At 69.9% G+C, this 20,451-nt stretch carries 23 protein-coding genes, 1 tRNA gene, 1 pseudogene and 2 riboswitches; of the genes and pseudogenes, 13 read left to right on the top strand and 12 right to left on the bottom strand.

Annotated features, from left to right (window positions below; genetic code table 11):
• Positions 1–51 precede the first annotated feature (51 nt).
• Positions 52–169, bottom strand: a riboswitch (cobalamin riboswitch).
• 58 nt (positions 170–227) lie between these two features.
• Positions 228–1,202 (top strand): precorrin-3B synthase, encoded by a 975-nt coding sequence (locus ACIBH1_RS42990; protein WP_397319867.1) that lies wholly within the window; start codon positions 228–230, stop codon positions 1,200–1,202.
• On the top strand, positions 1,199–1,819 hold the full coding sequence (locus ACIBH1_RS42985; protein WP_397319866.1) for a precorrin-8X methylmutase: 621 nt from the start codon (positions 1,199–1,201) through the stop codon (positions 1,817–1,819). Before ACIBH1_RS42990 ends, ACIBH1_RS42985 begins: the two co-directional genes overlap by 4 nt.
• On the opposite strand, the gene ACIBH1_RS42980 is transcribed toward ACIBH1_RS42985, so the two are convergent.
• The 6 genes from ACIBH1_RS42980 to ACIBH1_RS42955 are packed head-to-tail and all read right to left on the bottom strand — an operon-like array spanning position 1,791 to position 7,322.
• Positions 1,791–3,089, bottom strand: coding sequence for a cobyrinate a,c-diamide synthase (locus ACIBH1_RS42980; protein WP_397319899.1), 1,299 nt, complete (start codon positions 3,087–3,089; stop codon positions 1,791–1,793). The genes ACIBH1_RS42985 and ACIBH1_RS42980 overlap by 29 nt on opposite strands.
• A gap of 8 nt (positions 3,090–3,097) precedes the next feature.
• Positions 3,098–3,700 (bottom strand): cob(I)yrinic acid a,c-diamide adenosyltransferase, encoded by a 603-nt coding sequence (gene cobO, locus ACIBH1_RS42975; RefSeq protein WP_397319865.1) that lies wholly within the window; start codon positions 3,698–3,700, stop codon positions 3,098–3,100.
• 1 nt (position 3,701) lies between these two features.
• On the bottom strand, positions 3,702–5,798 hold the full coding sequence (locus ACIBH1_RS42970; RefSeq protein ID WP_397319864.1) for a putative cobaltochelatase: 2,097 nt from the start codon (positions 5,796–5,798) through the stop codon (positions 3,702–3,704).
• Positions 5,795–6,382, bottom strand: coding sequence for a histidine phosphatase family protein (locus ACIBH1_RS42965; RefSeq protein WP_397319863.1), 588 nt, complete (start codon positions 6,380–6,382; stop codon positions 5,795–5,797). Before ACIBH1_RS42965 ends, ACIBH1_RS42970 begins: the two co-directional genes overlap by 4 nt.
• A 5-nt stretch (positions 6,383–6,387) precedes the next feature.
• Positions 6,388–7,125, bottom strand: a complete 738-nt coding sequence (locus ACIBH1_RS42960; RefSeq protein WP_397319862.1) for a CbtA family protein — start codon at positions 7,123–7,125, stop codon at positions 6,388–6,390.
• Positions 7,126–7,133: 8 nt separating this feature from the next.
• On the bottom strand, positions 7,134–7,322 hold the full coding sequence (locus ACIBH1_RS42955; protein ID WP_397319861.1) for a CbtB-domain containing protein: 189 nt from the start codon (positions 7,320–7,322) through the stop codon (positions 7,134–7,136).
• Between the two features lie 33 nt (positions 7,323–7,355).
• Positions 7,356–7,485: riboswitch (cobalamin riboswitch) on the bottom strand.
• A 415-nt stretch (positions 7,486–7,900) separates the two neighbouring features.
• On the opposite strand from ACIBH1_RS42955, the gene ACIBH1_RS42950 reads away from it, so the two are divergent.
• From ACIBH1_RS42950 to ACIBH1_RS42935, 4 genes are all read left to right on the top strand, one after another.
• A complete protein-coding gene (locus ACIBH1_RS42950; protein WP_397319860.1) occupies positions 7,901–8,035 on the top strand; it encodes a hypothetical protein in 135 nt (44 codons plus the stop codon).
• A 93-nt stretch (positions 8,036–8,128) separates the two neighbouring features.
• Positions 8,129–8,692, top strand: a complete 564-nt coding sequence (locus ACIBH1_RS42945) for a hypothetical protein (RefSeq protein WP_397319859.1) — start codon at positions 8,129–8,131, stop codon at positions 8,690–8,692.
• A 63-nt stretch (positions 8,693–8,755) separates the two neighbouring features.
• Entirely contained in the window at positions 8,756–8,938 is a 183-nt protein-coding gene (locus ACIBH1_RS42940; protein ID WP_397319858.1) for a hypothetical protein, read from the top strand.
• A gap of 172 nt (positions 8,939–9,110) precedes the next feature.
• Positions 9,111–9,413: a Scr1 family TA system antitoxin-like transcriptional regulator gene (locus tag ACIBH1_RS42935; RefSeq protein ID WP_397319857.1), complete on the top strand. Its 303-nt coding sequence runs from the start codon at positions 9,111–9,113 to the stop codon at positions 9,411–9,413.
• Between the two features lie 809 nt (positions 9,414–10,222).
• Here ACIBH1_RS42935 and ACIBH1_RS42930 read toward each other — a convergent pair.
• Positions 10,223–11,415, bottom strand: a pseudogene (locus tag ACIBH1_RS42930) (IS3 family transposase).
• A 167-nt stretch (positions 11,416–11,582) separates the two neighbouring features.
• On the opposite strand from ACIBH1_RS42930, the gene ACIBH1_RS42925 reads away from it, so the two are divergent.
• The gene (locus tag ACIBH1_RS42925; RefSeq protein WP_397319856.1) at positions 11,583–12,200 is read left to right on the top strand and encodes a tyrosine-type recombinase/integrase; all 618 of its coding nucleotides are present in this window, start codon (positions 11,583–11,585) and stop codon (positions 12,198–12,200) included.
• Between the two features lie 81 nt (positions 12,201–12,281).
• On the opposite strand, the gene ACIBH1_RS42920 is transcribed toward ACIBH1_RS42925, so the two are convergent.
• Positions 12,282–12,355 (bottom strand) — tRNA-Pro (locus tag ACIBH1_RS42920).
• A gap of 96 nt (positions 12,356–12,451) precedes the next feature.
• On the opposite strand from ACIBH1_RS42920, the gene ACIBH1_RS42915 reads away from it, so the two are divergent.
• The 4 genes from ACIBH1_RS42915 to ACIBH1_RS42900 all read left to right on the top strand — a co-directional run bounded on the left by ACIBH1_RS42915 (position 12,452) and on the right by ACIBH1_RS42900 (position 14,749).
• Entirely contained in the window at positions 12,452–12,877 is a 426-nt protein-coding gene (locus tag ACIBH1_RS42915) for a hypothetical protein (RefSeq protein WP_397319855.1), read from the top strand.
• A gap of 79 nt (positions 12,878–12,956) precedes the next feature.
• Complete coding sequence (locus ACIBH1_RS42910) at positions 12,957–13,574, top strand: hypothetical protein (protein ID WP_397319854.1); 618 nt, start codon at positions 12,957–12,959, stop codon at positions 13,572–13,574.
• A 314-nt stretch (positions 13,575–13,888) separates the two neighbouring features.
• On the top strand, positions 13,889–14,554 hold the full coding sequence (locus ACIBH1_RS42905) for a hypothetical protein (protein ID WP_397319853.1): 666 nt from the start codon (positions 13,889–13,891) through the stop codon (positions 14,552–14,554).
• A 3-nt stretch (positions 14,555–14,557) separates the two neighbouring features.
• Positions 14,558–14,749, top strand: a complete 192-nt coding sequence (locus tag ACIBH1_RS42900) for a hypothetical protein (RefSeq protein WP_397319852.1) — start codon at positions 14,558–14,560, stop codon at positions 14,747–14,749.
• A 73-nt stretch (positions 14,750–14,822) separates the two neighbouring features.
• Here the strand turns inward: ACIBH1_RS42900 and ACIBH1_RS42895 are convergent, their stop codons facing one another.
• The 3 genes from ACIBH1_RS42895 to ACIBH1_RS42885 are packed head-to-tail and all read right to left on the bottom strand — an operon-like array spanning position 14,823 to position 17,300.
• Complete coding sequence (locus ACIBH1_RS42895; RefSeq protein ID WP_397319851.1) at positions 14,823–16,121, bottom strand: NAD(P)/FAD-dependent oxidoreductase; 1,299 nt, start codon at positions 16,119–16,121, stop codon at positions 14,823–14,825.
• Positions 16,122–16,125: 4 nt separating this feature from the next.
• A complete protein-coding gene (locus tag ACIBH1_RS42890; RefSeq protein WP_397319850.1) occupies positions 16,126–16,497 on the bottom strand; it encodes an ATP-binding protein in 372 nt (123 codons plus the stop codon).
• Between the two features lie 38 nt (positions 16,498–16,535).
• Positions 16,536–17,300: a SigB/SigF/SigG family RNA polymerase sigma factor gene (locus ACIBH1_RS42885; RefSeq protein ID WP_181608686.1), complete on the bottom strand. Its 765-nt coding sequence runs from the start codon at positions 17,298–17,300 to the stop codon at positions 16,536–16,538.
• Between the two features lie 159 nt (positions 17,301–17,459).
• Here ACIBH1_RS42885 and ACIBH1_RS42880 point away from each other — a divergent pair, with 159 nt between their 5' ends.
• Positions 17,460–17,804: an STAS domain-containing protein gene (locus tag ACIBH1_RS42880; protein ID WP_397319849.1), complete on the top strand. Its 345-nt coding sequence runs from the start codon at positions 17,460–17,462 to the stop codon at positions 17,802–17,804.
• Here the strand turns inward: ACIBH1_RS42880 and ACIBH1_RS42875 are convergent.
• Complete coding sequence (locus ACIBH1_RS42875) at positions 17,790–18,500, bottom strand: ANTAR domain-containing protein (RefSeq protein WP_397319848.1); 711 nt, start codon at positions 18,498–18,500, stop codon at positions 17,790–17,792. The genes ACIBH1_RS42880 and ACIBH1_RS42875 overlap by 15 nt on opposite strands.
• A 73-nt stretch (positions 18,501–18,573) precedes the next feature.
• On the opposite strand from ACIBH1_RS42875, the gene ACIBH1_RS42870 reads away from it, so the two are divergent.
• Positions 18,574–20,421 (top strand): SpoIIE family protein phosphatase, encoded by a 1,848-nt coding sequence (locus ACIBH1_RS42870; protein ID WP_397319847.1) that lies wholly within the window; start codon positions 18,574–18,576, stop codon positions 20,419–20,421.
• The last annotated feature ends 30 nt before the right edge of the window (positions 20,422–20,451 follow it).

The following is a 20,451-nucleotide window of genomic DNA, read 5'->3' as shown; positions in this document are numbered from 1 at the left end:
AAACGTCCTCCCTCGGGGTCCTCGCCCCGGTCGCGGGTGTCACGACGGCCGGAGTCTCCTGGCTCCCGGATCGGCGCTCACCCCCGGCCTTCCCTCTCGGTGGCCTGTGGTGGGGGCTCGCTCCCCGGTGACAGTGGCGGGACCGCGCCGGATTCACACCGGCTTCCTCCGAGCCTTCGCCTCGGGGCAAGCGTACGGCAGTGCGAATGGGCGTTACCATCCTGAACGTGTCCATAGCCGGACGAACACGTCCAGACGCCTGTCCGGGAGCGCTCCAGGTGCACCAGGCCGCCGACGGACCGCTGGCGCGCGTCCGCATCCCCGGCGGCCTGCTGTCCGCCCACCAGCTGCGCGTGCTGGCTGCGTGCGCCGAGGAGCTCGGCTCGGGCGTCATCGAACTGACCTCCCGCGCCAACCTGCAAGTACGCGGACTGAGCGATCCCGGCGCCTTCGCCGAGCGCATCGCCGCCGCCGGGCTGCTGCCTTCGCCGACGCACGAGCGAGTGCGCAACATCGTCGCCTCCCCCCTCGTGGACCGCTCGCTGATCGTCGAGCTCGACCGGGCCCTGTGCGGCCGTCCCGAGCTCGCCGGCCTGCCGGGACGCTTCCTGTTCGCCCTCGGGGAGACGGGCCTGCCGGCCGACGTGACCCTCGTGGATGACAGGCTGCTCCTGGCCGGACGCGAGAGCGACCTGCCGGTCACCACCGGGGCGATGCTGGAGGCCGCAGGAGCGTTCCTGAGGCTGCGCACCGCCGAATGGCGCATCTCGGAACTGGGCCCCGAACGGGTCGCCGACGCTCTCGGGGCCCGGCTCGGCAACCCGTGGAAGGGTGTCCCGCCCTCCACGGAGCCGGGCCCGCAGCAGGCGCTCATCCCCCTCGGGCGCCTGTCTCCCGCGCAGTTGCTCGCCCTGGCCGAGGCCGCCGCCGAGGTACGGCTCACGCCATGGCGCACGGTCGTCATGGCCCGCGTGCCCGACGGCTTCGTCACCGACCCCGATTCCCCGTGGGCAGGCGTGACCGCGTGCACCGGCAGCCCCGGCTGCGCCAAGTCCCTGGCCGACGTGCAGGCCGACGCCGCCCGCTGGACGGGAGCGCGGCCGGTGCACTTCGCCGGCTGCGACCGGCTGTGCGGGCTGCCGCCGGGACCGGTCACCGTGATGCTCGCCACCCCCGGCGGATACGAGGAAAGGCAGAAGTGACCGACTACATCCGCGACGGCGCCGAGATCTACCGGCAGTCGTTCGCCACCATCCGCGCCGAGGCCGATCTGAGAGGGATGCCGCCCGAGGTCGCGCAGGTCGCGGTCCGGATGATCCACGCGTGCGGCATGACCGACCTGACCCGGGACCTGGCCTGGTCCTCCTCGGTGGTGACCGAGGCGAGGAAGGCTCTGCGGGCCGGCGCGCCGGTGTGGTGCGACGCCATGATGGTCGCCTCAGGCGTGACCCGCCGGAGACTGCCCGCCGGCAACGAGATCCTCTGTACCCTGTCCGACCAGGCGGTCCCGGCGCTGGCCGAGCGGCTGGGCACCACCCGGAGCGCCGCAGCCCTGGAGTTGTGGCGCGACCGGCTCGAAGGCTCCGTCGTCGCCATCGGCAACGCGCCCACCGCCCTCTTCCGGCTGCTGGAGCTGGTCGCCGAGGGAGCGGGGCGCCCGGCGGCGGTGCTGGGCCTGCCGGTGGGGTTCATCGGCGCGGCCGAGTCGAAACAGGCTCTGGCGGCGAGCGATCTGGAGTACCTCATCGTGCGGGGACGCCGGGGAGGCAGCGCGATGGCGGTGGCGGCGATCAACGCCATCGCGAGCGAGGCGGAGTGAGCAGCCGCCCGGCCAGCTCCGGTGTGCCCGCCCAGTGCAGGTGCAGGTAGGAGGCGGTCACCAGGGCGTCGCCGTGTCCGCCTCCTTCGCTGAAGAGCGCGCCAGGCGGTTCGACGACCGTCCGGTGGAACTCGTGGCCCCGGTACCGCTCGCCCGCCCTGGTGAGCAGCGACGTGCCGGAGACCGCCTCCCGGTAGCCGAGCGTCAGCCGATCGGTCATCCGCGCCGCACCCGGCACTCTGCCGCACATGGGCAGCCCGTCCAGTTCCTGGCACAGGTAGAGCAGCCCGGCGCACTCGGCCGCGATGGGGCCGTCGAAGGCCGCCACCTGCTTACGCAACGGCTCGTTGGCGGCCAGCCGGTCGGCGTAGACCTCGGGGAAGCCCCCGCCGATCACGATGGCGCTCGTGCCCTCGGGGAGCCGTTCGTCGCGCAGCGGGTCGAATACCGCGACCTCGGCGCCCGCCGCGCGCAACAGCTCGACGTGTTCGATGTAGCCGAAGGTGAACGCCGCTCCCCCCGCCACGGCGACGACCGTCCGCGCTGTATCCGGTCCGCCGTGCAGCTCAGCCGCCGGGCTCCAGGGTCCGTCCGGCAGCGGGGAAGCCGTCGCGGCCAGCCGTACCAGGGCTTCCAGATCGCACGAGCGAGCCACCAGCTCGCCCAGCCGCCCCACGGCCGCCAGCGCCTCCGACTCCCGCTCGGCGGCCGGGATCAGCCCGAGGTGCCTGGACGGGGTCGCCACCGCGTCGTCGCGGCGGATGACGCCGAGCACCGGCACCTCGCCGAGCGCGGCCCTGCACAGCTCCTCGTGCCGGTCGGAGCCGACCCGGTTGAGGATCACCCCGCCCACCCGGACCCGCGGGTCGAAGGTCGCGAAGCCGTGCACGACAGCCGCCACCGACCGGCTCTGCCGCGCGGCGTCGACGACGAGCACGATCGGCGCGTCGAGCAGCCGGGCGACGTGGGCGGTGGAGGCGAAGTCGCTCTCGCCCCTGCCGTCGAACAGGCCCATCACGCCCTCGACCACCGCGAGATCACATCCGCGCGCGCCGTGCAGGAACAGCGGCGCGACCCGCTCCTCGCCCACCAGCCACGGGTCCAGGTTGCGGCCCGGCAGGCCGCTGGCCAGCGCGTGGTAGCCGGGGTCGATGTAGTCGGGGCCCACCTTGTGGGGCGACACCCTCAGCCCGCGTTGCCGCAGGGCCGCCATCAGCCCCGTCGCCACCGTCGTCTTGCCGCTGCCGGAGGCGGGAGCGGCGATGACCAGGCGCGGAACTACCACTCGATGCCCTTCTGGCCCTTTTGCCCGGCGTCCATGGGGTGGCGCACCTTGCCCATCTCGGTCACCAGGTCGGCGGCCTCGACGAGCAGCGCCGGCGCGTCCCTGCCGGTGATCACCACGTGCTGGCTGCCGGGCCTGCCCGTGAGCGCCTTCAGGACGTCGTCGAGATCCAGCCAGCCCCACTTCAGCGGGTAGGTGAACTCGTCCAGCACGTAGAAGCGGTAGGTCTCGGCGGCCAGGTCGCGCTTGATCTGCTCCCAGCCCTCGCGGGCGTCACGCGCGTGGTCCTCCTCGCTGCCGGGGCGCTGGATCCATGACCAGCCCTCGCCCATCTTGTGCCAGGTCACCGGCCCGCCCTCGCCGCTCTCGCCCAGCACCTTCAGCGCCCGTTCCTCGCCGATGCGCCACTTGGCCGACTTGACGAACTGGAACACGCCGATCGGCCAGCCCTGGTTCCAGGCGCGCAGGGCCATCCCGAAGGCGGCCGTCGACTTGCCCTTGCCCGGGCCGGTGTGCACCATCAACAACGGTCTCGTACGGCGCTGCCTGGTGGTCAGCCCGTCGTCGGGGACCTGCTCCGGCTTGCCCTGCGGCATCTCAGCCCGCCTTCCGATAGTCGCGTACGGCAGAGCCCAGGTCCTCGAGCGGCATCAGCGGAGCCCCCAGCCTCGCGGCCAGCCGTACGGCCAGGCCGAGCCGTACCGGGCCGCTCTCGCAGTCGACCACCACGCAGGCGGTGCCGCGCAGCAACCCGGCGGCCCGGTCGACGTCACCGCCCGCCGTGACCCGGCCGTCGGTCACCAGCACCACCAGCGGACGCCTGGCCGGGTCGCGCAGCCGCTCCACGCGCAGCACCTCGGCGGCGGTGACCAGTCCGGCTGCCAGCGGGGTGCGCCCACCGGTCGGCAACGAACGCAGCCGTGCCGCTCCCGCCTCGACCGAGGAGGTCGGCGGCAGCGCCACGGTCGCGGCGTGGCCGCGGAAGGTGACCAGGCCGACCTTGTCCCGGCGCTGGTAGGCGTCGAGCAGCAGGCTCAGCACGGCTGTCTTGACCGCCGTCATGCGTTTGCGGGCCGCCATCGAGCCGCTCGCGTCGACGACGAAGAGCACGAGGTTGCCCTCCCGCCCTTCGCGGACGGTCTCGCGCAGGTCCTCCTGCCGCAGCCGCAGCCCGTCTCCGGTCCTGCCGCGCTGCCGCTGGTGGGGGGCGGCGGCCAGCAGTGTGGCGACCAGGTGCAGGTCACGAACCCGGCCGTCCGGGTGGCGGGAGCCGGTGGCCCGGCCGCGCGGCGTCCGCGAGCGGGAACGCCGCCCCGCCGCACCCTCGCCTACACCGGGCACCTCGAGCAGCGGCACCCGGTACGGCGCCGCCACCGCGGCCACCTGCGCGGTGCCGGACTCAGGCCCGGGTTCGGCTGTTCCGGAGGCCGGGTCTGTGGCCTTTTGGGTGCCATCGGCTTGTGTGCCATCGGCGCCGTCCGGGCCGGGCCGGTGCTCGCCCGAGGCCCTCTCCTGGTCCTGTGACCCGTCCCGGTTCTGCGGCCCGTTCCGGTCCTGGTCGGGCGGTGTGTCGTGGTCAGGCCCGTCGGGTCCCGGCGGGCCGTCTGTGCCGCTGTCCGGGCCGCTGTCTGTGCCTCCGTCTGTGCCGCCGTCCGGGCCTCCGTCCGGCGGGTCGTCGTCTCCCGAGGTCTCCGCCAGCAGCCGGTCCAGCAGCTCCTCATCCAGCCCCGGCGCGTCGAAGGGGTCGCGCCGCCGGCGGTGCGGCAGGGCCAGGCGGGCGGTCGCCCGCACGTCCTCGGTCGTCACCCGATCGCGCCCGTGCCAGGCCGCGTGCGCGATGGCGGCATGGGCGGTCACCAGGTCCGCCCGCAGCCCATCGACCTCGAACGCCGCGCAGACCGTCGAGATCTGGCGCAGCCGCGCATCGGGCAACCGCACGTCCGCCAGCCTCGCCCGAGCCAGGGCGATGCGCTCGGCCAGCTTCGACTCGGCGCCGGTCCAGCGGGCGGCGAAGGCGTCGGGATCGGCGTCGAAGGCCAGCCTGCGGCGGATCACCTCCGCCCGTTCCCCGGGGTCGCGCGAGGCCCGCACCTCGACGGTCAGGCCGAAACGGTCCAGAAGCTGTGGCCGCAGCTCCCCCTCCTCCGGATTCATGGTGCCGACCAGCAGGAAACGGGCCGCGTGCCGTACCGAGACCGACTCCCGCTCGACGTAGCAGGTGCCCAGGGCAGCCGCGTCGAGCAGCAGGTCGACGAGATGGTCGTGGAGCAGGTTGACCTCGTCGACGTAGAGCACGCCCCGGTGCGCGGCGGCCAGCAGGCCAGGCTCGAAGGCTTTCACCCCCTCGGTGAGCGCACGCTCGACGTCCAGGGAACCGGCCAGCCGGTCCTCCGAGGCGCCCACCGGCAGCTCGACCAGCGCCGCCGGCCGTACAGACCGCTGCTCGCCCGGCTCGTGCGGGCCGTCGGGGCACCCGGGATCCGGCGCCGCCGGGTCGCAGGCGAAGCGGCAGCCCGCCACGACCCGCACAGCAGGCAGCTGGCCGGCCAGGGCGCGGACGATCGTGGACTTGGCGGTGCCCTTCTCGCCGCGCACCAGCACCCCTCCCACGCGCGGCGACACTGCGTTGAGCAGCAGCGCGAGCTTGAGGTCGTCGAGTCCGACGACGGCGCTGAACGGGTAGGTGATCGTCAAGACGTGGCCTTCCGGTTGACATGGGCGACGCGCCATCCGCCACGACCGGGCGCGAGCCGCGTGGTGGACAGCGGCGCGAGATCGAACAGGGCGGCCCGCGCCGGGCCGAGCCCGAGCGCGTGACCGAGGGCGGCTCTGATCGCACCGGCGTCGCAGACCGCCACGATCTCGGGCTCGTCGCGCACGGACTCCATCCACCCCGCGACGCGCGTGGCGAGCGCCGCCAGGCTTTCACCACCGTGGGGCGCGGCCTCCGGATCGGCGAGCCACGCGGCCAGCGCCTCAGGCTCGTCTTCGGCGACCTGCGTGTACGGCAGGCCGCGCCAGCGCCCATGGTCGGCCTCGGCCAGAGCCGCGACCGGGCGAGCCTCCCACCCCAGCGCCATCGCGGTCTGCGCGGCGGCCGGGGCGGGCGACACCCAGGCGAACCCCGCCTCCCTGATACGCGTCGACAAGGACGACGCCTTCCCGATACGCGCCGACAGGGACGCGGCCGTGGCCAGCGAGGCCCGGTCCGCGTCCTCGTCGGCGGGAAAGCACGCAGCGCGCATGCCAGGAGTCGCGGCATGCCGGACGAGCAACATGCCGCTCAGGCGGCGACCAGGGCGTCAGCACGCCGGGATGCCCGCTCGGAGACCCACCCGAACAGCACGCCGAACGCCGCCCAGAACACCAGCTGCGTGCCCAGCGAGGCCACCCGGAACTCCCACAACAACGTGGCGGGGAAGCCGTCGGGTACCTCGTTGATCGTCGGCAGCAGCACCCACGCGGCGATCACCGGCACCAGGAAGGCGGCCACCGCGCCGATCCAGCGCTGCCAGGATCCGGCGGCGATCCTGCGCGAGACGGCGACCGCGACGGCGGTCGCGGCCAGGCCGACCAGAAGCATCACCACATACAGGACCGTGCGGCTGTTGATCGTCTCCGGGTCACCGACGGCAGGTGGGTTGGCCGGATATTTCAGGAAGGGAACAAGAATGACGGCCACGAACGCCGTCCCGGCGACGGCCAGCGCCAGCCCGCCCTCGTTCCTCGGCCCGACACGACCGCGCAATCCCGCGATCACCAGGGCGCACACTCCACCCACTGCCAGGCCGTACAGTCCGGTGGCCAGGAACAACCCGGCCTTCTGCACCGGACGGCTGATCTCCACGTCATGGCTGTGCCCGGCAGGCTCGGGTTCCGCAGGCGCCGCCGCGGCGGCCGCCTCCTCCAGCGCGATCGCACTGTCGATCCGCGGCTCACCGACGAAGAAGGCGAATCCGCCCGCGACGAGTCCGGCCAGGAGGCCAAGCAGCAGCCCCCTGACCACAAGGGTCCGAATCACGCCCGCTCCTAGTGGCACGGCACGCCGAGCAGATGACGCCCGTCGTGCATGAGTTCGTGGAGGAGGGCACCGGTCTGCGAGACCGCCCCGTTGTCCATCAGGACCAGGTAGGCGATCAGCAGCAGTACGGGTACGGCCAGCAGCCAGACACGCAGGCGTGGCAAGGGAATAGTGGTGGGAGCGGACAGTCCGCTCATCGTGCCTCCTCAGGGATATCGCGTCCCGTGCAATGAGGTCACGGCCGTTCAGGCGACCTGGCTCCCAGGATCTGAGTCCTGGATACAGTGGCGCGTCCGCACCGGCATCTCACCGGATTTCCCCTGAACTGCTGTGAAATCTACCGGAATGTATCCTTCCAACCCTTTAGCGTCAACTACCGCCTCATAGAAGAGAGCGCCGATCCTCGGGAGTGTGCTCCTCGTGGGCGCGCCCGAGCCGTCGCGGAGGGACACGGCGCCGGGCCGCTTGCTCACTCCATCCGCTCGCACCAGCCCCCGCCAGACCCCGATCCGGGCCGAACGGTCGACGCGAGCGGCGCATCAGGCACGGTGGTGCACCTCCCCCCGATCCAGGGACTTACCCCCATGCTGGGCTAGATCGGCATATCGACGGATCCATGGCCGGGCCGCCAGGGTGGATCGCGGCATATCGGCAACCAGGCGTACTCGGTCGGTCCGGCGTGATTGTCGGCGTGTTGCGTTCTCGGAACCGTGAGCCGACGAAGCGGCTCACATCGGCGGAATGTCGTGATCACCTCCGCCCCTGGGAGAGCAGGATGAACCAGGTGGATCCCTACGCCGACGATTTCATACCCCATCAGGGAGCGGTCACCTGGGTGAGCGGGATGGACATGGACGAGCTCTGCTCGGCCTTAGTGGCCAACCCCGAGTGGGTCCTTTCCGCCCGCTGAAGTGACGTCGAACATCCGGAATCGAACGCCGGTGCCCTGGTCGGCCACCATGACGGCTGGCTCGTCGTGGTCGAGCCGGTTTGCAGCAGGGCGATGATTCGGCTGGTCCAACTCTCCGCCACCGGCCAAGCACTCGCGCTGTACTGGACGATCAACGCGCAGACCATGATGGGCTACGCCGCAGGCAGATCACTGATCGCCTTGTTCGACCCCATGGCCCCGGCGACGATGACGCCGGAGACGGAATACGCGTGGCTGGATCAGCTGCCGGTCGCGCGCGGGGATCGGCGGCTGATGACGTGGCAGTCGTCAGCCTTCGCCGCTGCTGAGAGCAGATCCGGCATCCGGCTCGACCGGCACTGGTGGGGGCAGGAGCATCTCAGCCTCACGCTCGGCTCCATCGCACCTCGCCAGCTGAGGCGACTGCCCCGCGTTCACTCCTCCGGCCGATCATCAACGCATCCTCGACGCCGATCCGCGGCTGCCGGCATCGTCGGCGATCCGGACCCGGGTCGGCTTCATGACCTCATCCGGCTCGTCTTGGAACCGGAGATCGGCGGGCCGCTGCTGCCCGCAGACGTGTTGTCCGAGGAGCCACTGTCTCGGGCATGGGAGCTGATCAGCTCATCCTTGCAGCGAACCGGGCTCTGCCCATGATGGGCGGCAGGCACCGGAACCCGCAAGATGAGCCGCCTCGAATCGTCCAAGACCATGCCGGGCGTGGGCGACATCGAGGCGCTGGCCGCGCTCTTCGAGCTCGACGCAGACAAGCTCGACGAACTTATCGGTCTGCTCCACGACGCCGACCAGCGCGGGTGGTGGGAAGATGACGAAGACGCCCTGCCTCAGGAGTACATAACGCTGCTGGGGCTGGAGGCGGAAGCCATCGAGCATCGAGGCTGAGAACCCCAGCTCATGCCGGGGCTTCTGCAACCCGAGGACTTGCGCCCGTGAGGTCATCGTGGCCGCCCGTGGTGTCGCCCGCATCACCCAGAGCGGCATCCGCTCACAGGTCGAAGCCCGGATGGACCGCCAGTAGCGCCTGCTTGAGCAGTCTCTGCTCCAGCATGTGAGCGTGCGAGTCCTCCCCTTGGACGGCAGGCATCCGATCAACACGGGCGTCTTCGTCCATGTGAAGTTCCAGGATCTCGACGATGCTGTGTACTTGGAGTCGCTCTACGGAGCCCGCATCGTCGAGGATCTCGAGCTGGTCGCCGACTACGAATTCGCCTTCGAGCACCTCAGAGCCACCGCTCTGTCGGAGGACGACTCTCGCAAGCTGATCCAGCAGAAGATCGCAAGCGGCGCTCACAGCGCATGGCCTTCTCTTGACAGGAAACGCGCATGGTGGTCGATTGGTGGCACGCCCTCACCGTAGGAGGAGTGCCGCTCCTGGCACTCATCATCCTCCTAGGGTTCGCATTGAAAACTATGCGAGGACGCATGGTCAGGAAGATAGTCCTCAAACCAGGCGAACTCACAATAGAATTCGTTGAGTTTGAGGACATAACGCAGACGGCACCTCCCGACGCAATACGGGAGAGTACGCCTCAGCTTGAGAAATAGCTAGCTGACGCTCGTATCGGGCTGGAAATAGCACTCCAGAGGGTGGAGGCTCTGCCTATTGGGCCGAGCCCTCGCCCTTCGCCCCAGGCCTCTGAGTGATGGCACGATGAATACCAGAGATCCCGCCCACGCGAACGCAGCGGGCCACAGCCTCTGCTGCGGCCCAAGCGCCCTGGGATTGGGCACGCAACACTGCATTCACACCACTTCTGATCGCCGCCACCGGCATCGACTGACTGCTGATGCGACAGGCATTCTCCCGAACTAGACAGCCATAAAGGGCCTGCTGCTCAGAGCCCCCATTCCGTCACCGAACCCCTTACTCTGGAGATCTCCCCGCACGCGCCGCCGAACAACTGGAGAGCGGCCACACGGCGGGGCGCGCGAGCCACCTCGCGCCAGTGATCCGCAAGGGTGCGGGTTGAGTTCATTTGTCTGCACCGATTGCTCGCCGGCGCGGAGGCTGGTTACGGATAGTGACCTGGAGCGCGGATGACAACTGGCCCAGGCGGCAACCGTCAACGGTCGCCGGTCACGTCGAACGGCAGATGGTTGTGAACAAGCAGGCGTCAACGGCCTCCGTGGCGAGGGGGATGAAGCGCCCCGGCTTTGATGGAGAGCTCAGGGGTTGATTCCAACGGTCTCGTTGGGCTGGTGTTGAGCGTAGTAGAAGGCTTCGTACTCCACCGGTGGGATATCGCCGATCGAGGAGCGCAGGCAGGTCGTGTTGAACCACTCGACCCATTCGGCGGTGGCCAGTTCCACTTCGGCCAGGCTGCGCCAGGGCTCGCAGGGTTTGATCAGCTCGGTCTTGAACAGGCCGATCTGCGATTCCATCAGCGCATGGTCCAGCGCGTCCCCGACCGTGCCGATGGAGGCGTCGATGCCCGCGGTCATCAGGTGGGCGGTGAAGCGGAAACAGGTGTATTGGCTGCCGGCGTCCGAGTGATGAACCAGGCCGGGCCCGGCGGGGCGTCCGGCCCGGTCACGCCTCCACAACGCCATGTCCAGGGCGTCCAGCACCAGGCCGGCGCGCTTGGACAGCGCGGCCGCCCAGCCGACGATCGCCCTGGAGTAGACATCGACGACGAAGGCGACGTAGACGATCCCGCACCAGGCGGCCACGTAGGTGAAGTCAGCGACCCAGACCGTGTCCGGCCGGGGCGCGGTGAAGTCACGCCTGACCAAATCGCCTGCCCTCTGATGGCCGGGATCGGCCGTGGTGGTGCGGATCTTCTTGCCGCGGCGGACTCCTTGCAGGCCCAGGGCACGCATCCGCCGCTCGACCGTGCATCGGGCGACCTGGTGGCCCTCGCGGAGCAGCTGCCGCCAGACTTTGCGGGCGCCGTATACGCCGTAGTTGGTGGTGTGGATGCGCCGGATGTGCTCGTCCAGCTCGGCGTCGCGGAGCGCTCGAGCCGATGGCCGCCTGTTCTTGGCGGCGTAGTAGGTGCTGGGCGAGATGGCAAGGCCGTGCTTGGTCAGCACACGGCAGATCGGCTCGACACCGAACAGCTCGCGGTGTTCGTCGATAAAGGTCACGAGTGCGTGTGCGGCCGGTCGAGCTCGGCCGCGAAGAAAGCCGAGGCGGCCTTCAGGATCTCGTTAGCCCGGTGCAGCTCGGCGTTCTCCCGCCGCAACCGCTTCAACTCTTCGGCCTCATCGGTGGTGGTGCCTGGCCGTTGTCCTTCGTCGATCTGGGCTTGGCGGACCTATTTGCGCAGGGTCTCGGCGGTGCCGATGCCGAGCTTGGCGGCGACCGCGTTGATCGCGGCCCACTCGGTCGGGTAGTCCGGGCGGACCTCAGCGACCATCCGCACCGCGCGCGCTTACGCAGCTCGGCCGGGTAGGGGGACTTGGCTGCCATGACTCGATCCTCTCAAGGGAACTAGCCTCCATCGAAGCCGGAGCGCTTCAGTACAAGAAATTCGAGGACGAACTCGACGACCCTAGAACGCTCGCGCTCCCAGATTGGGCCGCATTGGAGCAGCTCGCTGACGCGCTTTTGGAACGCTCCAATGGCAACTATCGGGGCTGGGGCGACGTCGTGAAGTTCGCCGCTTGTACGGCTGCGCGCATCGGCGAAGTCTCAGGCGTTCGCGTGGCCGACATCGACACCAGCACCTGGACCTGGACGGTCCGCAGGCAGACGACACCCAGCCCCGGCGGCCTGGTCGACAAGGGAACGAAGGGCAAGCGGGCCAGGAAGGTGCCCATCATCGCCGAAGTGCGTGAGCTCGTCCTTGACCGCATCGCAGCAGCAGACCGGGATCCGGCTGCCCGCCTGTTCACCGGACCTCGCGGGGGACGGATCAGCACCGCGGTCCTGCGCGACGCCACCCACTGGGACGAGGTCGTCACCAAGCTCGGCTACGAACACCTCCGGCGACACGACCTGCGCCACACCGGCCTCACGTGGATGGCCGATGCCGGGGTCCCGCTCCACGTTCTCCGCAAGATCGCCGGCCACGGCTCACTCACCACGACCCAGCGATACCTTCACCCCGACCGCGACGCCATCGCCGCAGCAGGGACAGCTCTCAGCGCCCATCTCACCGGATCTTGGTCCCAAACTGGTCCCAAACTGAAGGCGGTCTGAATGGTGACCACAACAGCCCGCACAAACAGAAAGGCCGGTCCACCTGGGCTTTCACCCTTGGCGACCGGCCTGTTCCAACCGTCGGGACGACAGGATTTGAACCTGCGACCCCTTGACCCCCAGTCAAGTGCGCTACCAAGCTGCGCTACGTCCCGGTTGTGTCTCCGGCCGCTCTTCGCGGCGGGACGTCATAACCTTAGCGCACATCGGAGTGCCTGCGCACACTCGCGGGCCCGGAGCGGAGGTGGCTGGTGGGCCGGAGGCCGGCGGTCGACAGGGGGGAGCTGGCGAGGCTGGTCGCCGAGGGGCGGACGGTGCGGGAGCTGGCCGAGCACTTCGGGGTGAGCGAGTCCGGGGTGCTTCAGGCCAAGCGTGCCGCCGGGCTGGCCAAGCCGATGATGGATCACAGCGCCGCCCTTCCGTGGAAGCTGGCCAGGGAGCACACCCAGAGCGGGCCGGCGACGAATCTGCGGAATCTGTCCGCGATCGCCCAGGGCGGGGCGGTGACGCGGGAGAAGGCGAACACGGCGGTGCGCTGGGCGCAGCGGCTCGTGGATCAGGGGCTGGACGTCGATTACGACCCCGTGGAGGGGTTTCGCGAGGTGGCGGCAGGGGCTGGGGGCTCGCACGTGGCGCGCGTGCTGGGTGAGGCGTTGAAGGTGCTGCAAGACCGCTGACAGAGGGCCTCACGGGCGTTTCGACCTCGATCGGGAGGGCAGTCGCCGGGTCACGAAAGAGATGACCGGAGGCGCAGATATGTCCGCGGAGACCTTGATCTGGGTGGCCGTCGTCGTGGTCGCGGTGGTGGCGATCGCCGCAGTCGGCTATGTCGTGCTGCAGCAGCAACGTCGTAACCGCCTCCGCACGAGGTTCGGCCCCGAATACGACCGCCTGATGTCGGAGTCGGAGAACCGGCGGCAGGCCGAGCAGGAGCTCATCGCCCGCGAGCAGCGGTTCGACGAGCTCGACATCCGGCCGCTCGACCAGCAGAGCCGGAGCAATTACGCCAAGCGGTGGAACGAGGTCCAGGAGCGGTTCGTCGACGCGCCTGGGTTCGCGGTGACCGAGGCCGACCAGCTGGTGACGGCGGTGATGGCCGAGCGCGGTTACCCCACCGACGATTTCGAGGAGCGGCTGTCCACCCTGTCGGTGGGCCACGGCGCGACCCTCGACCACTACCGCAGCGCGCACGAGATCAGCAGCCGCGCCGCCCGCAAGGAGGCCTCGACCGAGGACCTGCGGCAGGCGATGGTGCACTATCGCGCGCTGTTCCAGGAACTGCTCGACGAGACGCCGGCCAATGACCACCACCGCAAGTCGGCCAACGGCCACGCGACCCCCCACCCTCGAGAAGCGGGACGTGACGATCGATGATGATGATGAATGACAGGAAGACGGCCGAAGAGGCGCTGAGAGAGAACGATCCGGACGTGGGCCACGAAGAGGCTCATCGGCACGGTACGCACCCATATCAGCACGACACTGGCGACAATGACGAGCGCCGGGACATCACGACCGATCCCGAGGGGCAGGGCTTCACGGGCGATCGGCCGAATGATGTCGACGACGCTCACGACACCGCCACCACCACTCATGGCACCACCTCGCATGACGGCGTTCATCGAGATGGGGATGGGGACGGGGAGCCGGGGGTCCTGGGCGACCACCGCGACGGGCTGCACGATGACGTGGCCGACAACGACCGCGACCGTGACGGCCTGCACGACGTGGCCGGCAACGACCGCGACCGTGACCGAGACGGGCTGCACGACGACGCGGTAGCCAACGACAACGACCGTGACGGCCTGCATGACGTGGCCGACCACGACCGTGATGGGCAGCTGCACGACGTGACGGACAACGACCGCGACCGGCTGCACGATGACACGGGCGCCACCGTCGACCATCACGACGACCTGCAGGGCGACCGGGACGAGATGCTCGTGCCGAGCCAGCGCACCGCCGACGTCACGCCCGGCGCCTCCCCCGGCGACGTCCTCATCGCCGGGGATGAGAACCAGCACGTCCCGGCCCATGCCGTGCCGTACCAGGGGCAGAACCAGGCGCAGAACCTGGAGCTGTTCGACCAGGACACCACGCAGCTGCGCGAACGCTGGCGCGACGTGCAGTCGGGCTTCGTCGACGAGCCCCGTGAGTCGGTGGAGCGCGCCGATTCGCTGATCGACGAGGTCGTCACCGCGCTGACGACCGCCCTGTCGACGCGCACGAACGAGCTGCGCGACCGGTGGAAGAACGCGGGCGACAACGACACCGAGCAGCTGCGGCTGGCGCTGCGTGACTACAGGCAGGTGCTGGAGCGGCTGATGTCGCTGTCGAGCACGGAAGGGCGGTAACCGATGCTGGCCATCGTTGCGGCGATCATCTTCGGTATCGGGTTCCTGATGGACCTGATCGGGGCGCAGATCGCGGGGATCTCGAACACCTCGTTCATCCTGCTGGGCCTGGCTCTGCTGGCCCTGCACCAGGCGGGGATCGGCACGGCGAGCGTGCGGAGTTACGGCGGCTGGCGCGGCCGTAGCAGGCGGTAAGGGTAACCAAGAAGCCAAGCGGCCACCTCCGAGCAGGGAGGTGGCCGCTTTCCCGTGCAATGTCGGGAAGAGCTCACTTGTCACGCGTGGCCAGCTCGAACTCCCTGCGCGGCTCGCTCAGCGCCCCCAGCGCGACGATCTCGCGCCGGAAGAACAGCGCGAGCGTCCAGTCGATGAGCACCCGCACCTTCCGGTTGACGGTCGGCACCCGCGACAGATGGTAGGTCCTGTGCACGAACCACGCCAGGGGTCCCCGCAGCCGCCGGCCGTAGATCTGGGCGACGCCCTTGTGCAGCCCGAGGCTGGCCACCGATCCGGCGTAGGCGTGCCGGTAGTCGCCCATCTTCCCGCCGCGCAGGTGGGCCAGGACGTTGTCGGCCAGGACCTTGGTCTGGCGTACGGCGTGCTGGGCGTTGGGCGCGGTGTATTCGCCGGGATGGGTCAGGTCGGGTACGGCGGCGCAGTCTCCGGCGGCGAAGACCCCGTCGACCCCTTCGACGGTCAGCCGCGAGGTCGCCTTGACGCGTCCCTTGGCGTCGATGGGCAGGTCGCTGTGGCGCACGATGGGGTGCGGTTTGACGCCGGCGGTCCAGACGAGGGTGGCCGCGTCGAACTCGGTGCCGTCGTCGAGGACGATGTGCCCGTCCTTGGCCGACTCGAGCTTGGTGCCGAGCCGTACGTCGATGCCTCGGGCCCGCAGCTGCTCCAGGGTCCACCGGCCCATCTCGGGCCCGACCTCGGGCAGGATGCGGTCGGTGGCCTCGACGAGGTACCAGCGCAGCTCGTCGGCCTTGAGCTCGGGGTAGTAGCGCAGCGCGTCGTGGGCCATGTCCTCCAGCTCGGCGAGGGCCTCGACGCCCGCGAAGCCGGCGCCGACGAAGACGAAGGTGAGCGCCTCGCGCCGTATGGCCCGGTCGGTGGTGGAGGCGGCGAGCTCCAGCTGGGCCAGGACGTGGTTGCGCAGGTGGATGGCCTCTTCGACGGTCTTGAAGCCGATGCCGCATTCGGCGAGTCCCGGGATGGGCAGCGTGCGCGAGACGGATCCGGGCGCCACGATGAGCACGTCGTACTCGATCTTCCGTGATTCGCCGCGGTGGGGCGAGAAGTCCACGGTACGGCCGGCGACGTCGATGGCGGTCGCCCAGCCGCTGAGCAGGGTGCACCGGTTGAGGACCCGGCGCAGGGGGACCACGACGTGGCGCGGTTCCAGGTTGCCCGCGGCCGCCTCGGGCAGGAAGGGCTGGTAGGTCATGTAGGAGTCGGCGTCGATGACGGTGACGCGCGCCTCACCACGCCTCAGCTTTCTTTGCAGGCGCAGCGCGGTGTACATACCCACGTAGCCGCCGCCCAGGATCAGGATGCGAGGACTCATGCCCTCACCCCTTCCCGGCGAAGCGCATGGTTACCGCGCTGCCCTCCGATCCGCTCGTGAAGGAGATCTCGGTGGCCAGCAGCCGGGCGACCCATAGGCCCATGCCGTTGGTGGCGTAGGGCCCGGGTCTGCGGTCTTCCGGCGGGGTCCACGACCCGGTGTCGTGGACCTCCACCAGGAGGCTGCCCTCCTCGATCCAGAGGCGCAGCTGGGCGGTGTGGTGCTCGCCGTGGGTGACGGCGTTGGTCGCGACCTCGTTGACGGCGATCACCACGTCCTCGATGACGGCTTCTGCCAAGCCCAGTCTGCGAGCCGACTCCTCCGTGAGTTGCCGGACTCGGGGCAGGTCGGCCAGCCGGAATGCCAGTGTGCGCACTCCAGCCGGCGGGCTAGGGAAACCGTCCATGTGCTGTATTAGCCGACCAGCTCCGCACGAAGCTGGTCAAGTACCTTCCGCAGGATTCTGGACACGTGCATCTGTGATATTCCGAACTCCGCCGCGATTTCGGCCTGGGTCATGTTGCCGAAGAAGCGCAGCAGGAGGATGTTCTTCTCCCGGTGCGGGAGCGCGTCGATGAGGGGGCGCACGGCCTCGGCGTCGATCAGGGTGCCGAGCGTGTCGTCGTCCTCGGGGATGACCTCGCCGAGCGAGGCGGCGTCGTCGTCGGAGCCCATGGGGGCGTCGAGCGACAGGGTGCTGTAGGCGGCGGAGGCGTCGAGCGTGAGCAGGACCTCCTCCTCGCTGATGTTCATCCTGGCGGCCAGTTCGGCCACCGTCGGGGAACGCCCGAGGTCCTGCGACAGGTCGGAGACCAGCCGGTTGAGCTCGGAGCGGCGTTCCTGGTAGAGGCGGGGTACGCGGATGGCCCAGGTACGGTCACGGAAGTGACGCTTGACCTCGCCGGTCATGGTGACGACGGCGTAGCCCCTGAAGGCGTGGCCGAGCTCGGCGTCGAACCCGTTGATGGCCTTCATGAGGCCCACGTAGGCGGCCTGGAGCAGGTCTTCCAGGGGCTCGCCGCGGTAACGGTAGCGACGGGCGATCTCCATGGCCAGGGGACGGTGCATCTCGACGATGCGCTCCCGCAGCCGCTCGCGGTCGTAGTCGGAGATCTCCGGTCGGTTCATGTCGGCCAGCAGGTCTTCGGCCGTCATCTCTTCGAGCTCTCGCAGAAGCATTCTGCGCTCCTTCTATGGGCAAGAGCCTCTGCACTGGGAAAGCAAAAAAGCCCATGCAGAGGCCACACGTTCGCTCAAGCCCTCTGCTGGACTTGCGACAAGTGTGCCCCATAACCGCCCGAGTATTCAAGTCGGTGGCCGTCACAGTAGGGTTGCTTCGTGACTATCCCAGATGATCCCGCCTTTGGCCTGACCTCTTCGAGGGTCGACGGGTTCACCCTGGTTCGGGTCGAGGGCGCCCTTGACGCCACCACGCGTGAGCGCTTCGCCGACGGCCTGGCCGGATCGCCCGGAGACCTGCTGCTGGACCTCACCGGTGTCACGTTCATGGACTCTCGCGCGCTCGGCCTGATCGTGCACCGCTGGCAGACCAACGTGTCGGCGGGCCACCGTTTCGCCCTGGTCGGGGTGCGTTACAGCACCGCCAAGGTGATGTGGATCACCGGCCTGGCCGAGCGGCTGCCCATGTTCGAAGACCTCGAGACGGCTCTAGCGTCGGCGTGAGTGCTCCTCCACCAGCAACCTGGCCAGATCGGCGACCTTGACCTGATGGTGCTGGGAGATGCGGCGCAGCTCGTCGAAGGCCTCCTCGGCCGAGCAGCCGCTGGTCTTCATGATGATGCCCTTGGCCTGGTCGATGATGGCGCGTCCGGCCATGGCCTCCTGCAGCTGGGCGGCGTCGGTGCGGACCTCTTCGAAGTCCCACAGGTTGGCCATCGCCACGCTCAGCTGCTCGGCGAGCATGGAGGCGAGCGGCGGCGCGGCCTGGTCGGCGAAGGCCGAGGCGCGCACGGAGTGCAGCCCCACGAGAAACTGCACGGCGCCCACCTCGATGGGCAGCACCAGCTGGGAGCGCACGCCGCAGGTGACGGCGAGCGCGGCGTATCCGGGCCAGCGCCGCTCGGTGAGCAGGTCGCTGGCCAGCACCCTGCGTCCGGTGCCGCGCGCCTCGAGGGAGGGTCCTTCGCCGAGCCGGCGTTCGCCCTCGACGAGGGCGATGAGCTCGCTGTGGGAGGCCGAGACCAGGGCGCGCCGTTCGCGCCACTGCTCGACCGTGGCGCCCGAGCAGCCGGGCACACCCGCCGCCAGGGTGGTCGTGAGCGACCTCAGGACGCTCTCGGTGGAGGTGTCGTCACCCAGCCTGGCCAGCGTGGCGAGCTCTCTCGCCAAGCCCGGCGTGATCATAGCCGTCGATTCCATGGTGCGCAGACTCCTTCCCGATATGGCTACGTTAATGCGCGATGGCGTAGCGTCGAAGCCATGGGAGGCGACCTTGACTGAGCCGATGGGGCTGGCCACGCTCGAACACGCGGTGGACGAGCTGGCCAGGCGGGTTTCATCCTTGCGGGGGGCCGGTGCGGCCTATCCGAAGGACCTGGCCCCGACGCTCGAGGCCGCCATGGCCGAGCTCGACACCGCGGTGGAGCTGCTGTACGGCGCTCGCGCGGAGATGCGCAGGTCGGGCAGCGCGGCGCGTAAGGGCGGCGGGGGCGGTGGGCAGCGGGAGCTCAAGCTGCTGCGCCAGGTCTTCCGCTCCTTCCCCGTGCCCGTCGTGGTGCTCGACGGCGGAGGCGTGGTGCGCCGGGTCAACACCGAAACCACCCGCGTGCTCGGCAGCCCCGACGGCTATCTGGTCGGCCGCTCGTTTCCGCTGCTGGTCGACGTCTCGCGCCGGGCGGCCTTCCGCTCGCACCTGACCTCGGCGATACAGACGGGCCAGAGTGCCGCGTTCGAGACGCGCCTGATCCACCAGGGCCGCACCCACACCGTGCAGCTCGTGCTCACGCCGTTGCAGCTTCCCGGCGAGCCGCAGCAGATGGTGCTCGCGGTGGCGCTGCCGACCGAGGTGGAGCCGCCGCGTCCCGCGCTGACCGTGGCCAGCCTCGACCAGGCCGAGCTGCTGGTGGCGGCGGCCCGCCGCCAGGAGTTGCTGTCCAGGATGGCGGCCCTGCTGCTCGACCCCGACAGCCTGCTGCAGCCCGTGGCTCTGGCCCGCGCCGCCCGCCTGCTGGGCGGCGAGCTGGCCGACTGGGTGGTGGCCGACCTGGTGCGCGACGGCCGCCTGCACCGCAGCTCGGTGGTGGCCCCGCGCGACCAGCCGCTGGGCGGCCTGATCCGCACGGTGGAGCAGGCCGAGCCCTCGGCCTGCCCGGTCGTGACGCAGGTGCTGGAACGCGGCTCCGGCGAGGTGCACGAGATGGTCGACGACGAGCTGCTGTTCGGCGTGACCGCCGACGGCCCGTTGCTGACCGTGGTCGAGGCGGGTTCGCTGCTGTGCGCGCTGATCGGTCGCGACCAGGGCGTGCTGACGTTGCTGCGCTCGCACGACCGCCCTCCGTTCACGCTGGCCGACCTGGGCCTGGTGGAGGAGCTGGGCCGGCAGCTGGGCCTGGCGCTGCGGGCGCAGGAGAGCTTCGTCAGCCGCTCGCGCGCGGCCGAGGCGCTGGTCACGAGCGTGGTGCCGCGCACCCTGCCCGACGTTCCCGGCTTCGAGGCGGCGGCCATCTACAACCCGGGTTCGTCGGTCGGCGCGGAGTTCTACGACGTCTTCCCCAGGCCGGGCGGCTGGGGTTTCACCATGGGCGGGGCGGTCGGCAAGGGCCAGGAGGCCGCCTCCGTCAGCGCGGTGGTGCGCGGCGGCCTGCGCGTGCTCAGCGCCTGGGAGAGCGATCCCGACCAGGCCGTGCGCAAGGTCAACGAGGCGCTCGTGTCGCAGGGCACCGGCATGTTCGTGATGGCCGTCTCCGGTTACGTCTCCGGTCGCACCCTGCGGGTCTCGTCGGCCGGTCACCACCCGGCCGCGCTGGTTCACCCCGACGGCACCGTGCGCTTCGCCTCGGGTGGCGGGGTGCCGCTCGGCATCTCCCCCGAGAGCGAGACGCAGGTCGAGGAGATCACCCTCGGCCACGACCAGCTGCTGGTCTTCTACTCCGAGGGCCTGCTGTCCTCGCGCAACGCCCGGGGTGAGACCTACGGGGAGGACCGCCTGGCGGACGTGCTGGCCAGGTGCGTCGGGCAGGCTCCCGCCGCGGTGGTGAAGACCCTGGAGGAGGACCGGCACGCCTTCTCCGGCGGCCAGGTTTGGGACGAAGTCGTCGTTCTTGCCCTGCGAGCGGTTTGAAAAATCAGCAAACCAGGGTATACATGGTCA

It is taken from the genome of Nonomuraea sp. NPDC050663, from assembly GCF_044456985.1.
Taxonomy (GTDB): Bacteria; Actinomycetota; Actinomycetes; order Streptosporangiales; family Streptosporangiaceae; genus Nonomuraea.
This window is presented reverse-complemented; position numbering and strand designations above follow the sequence as displayed.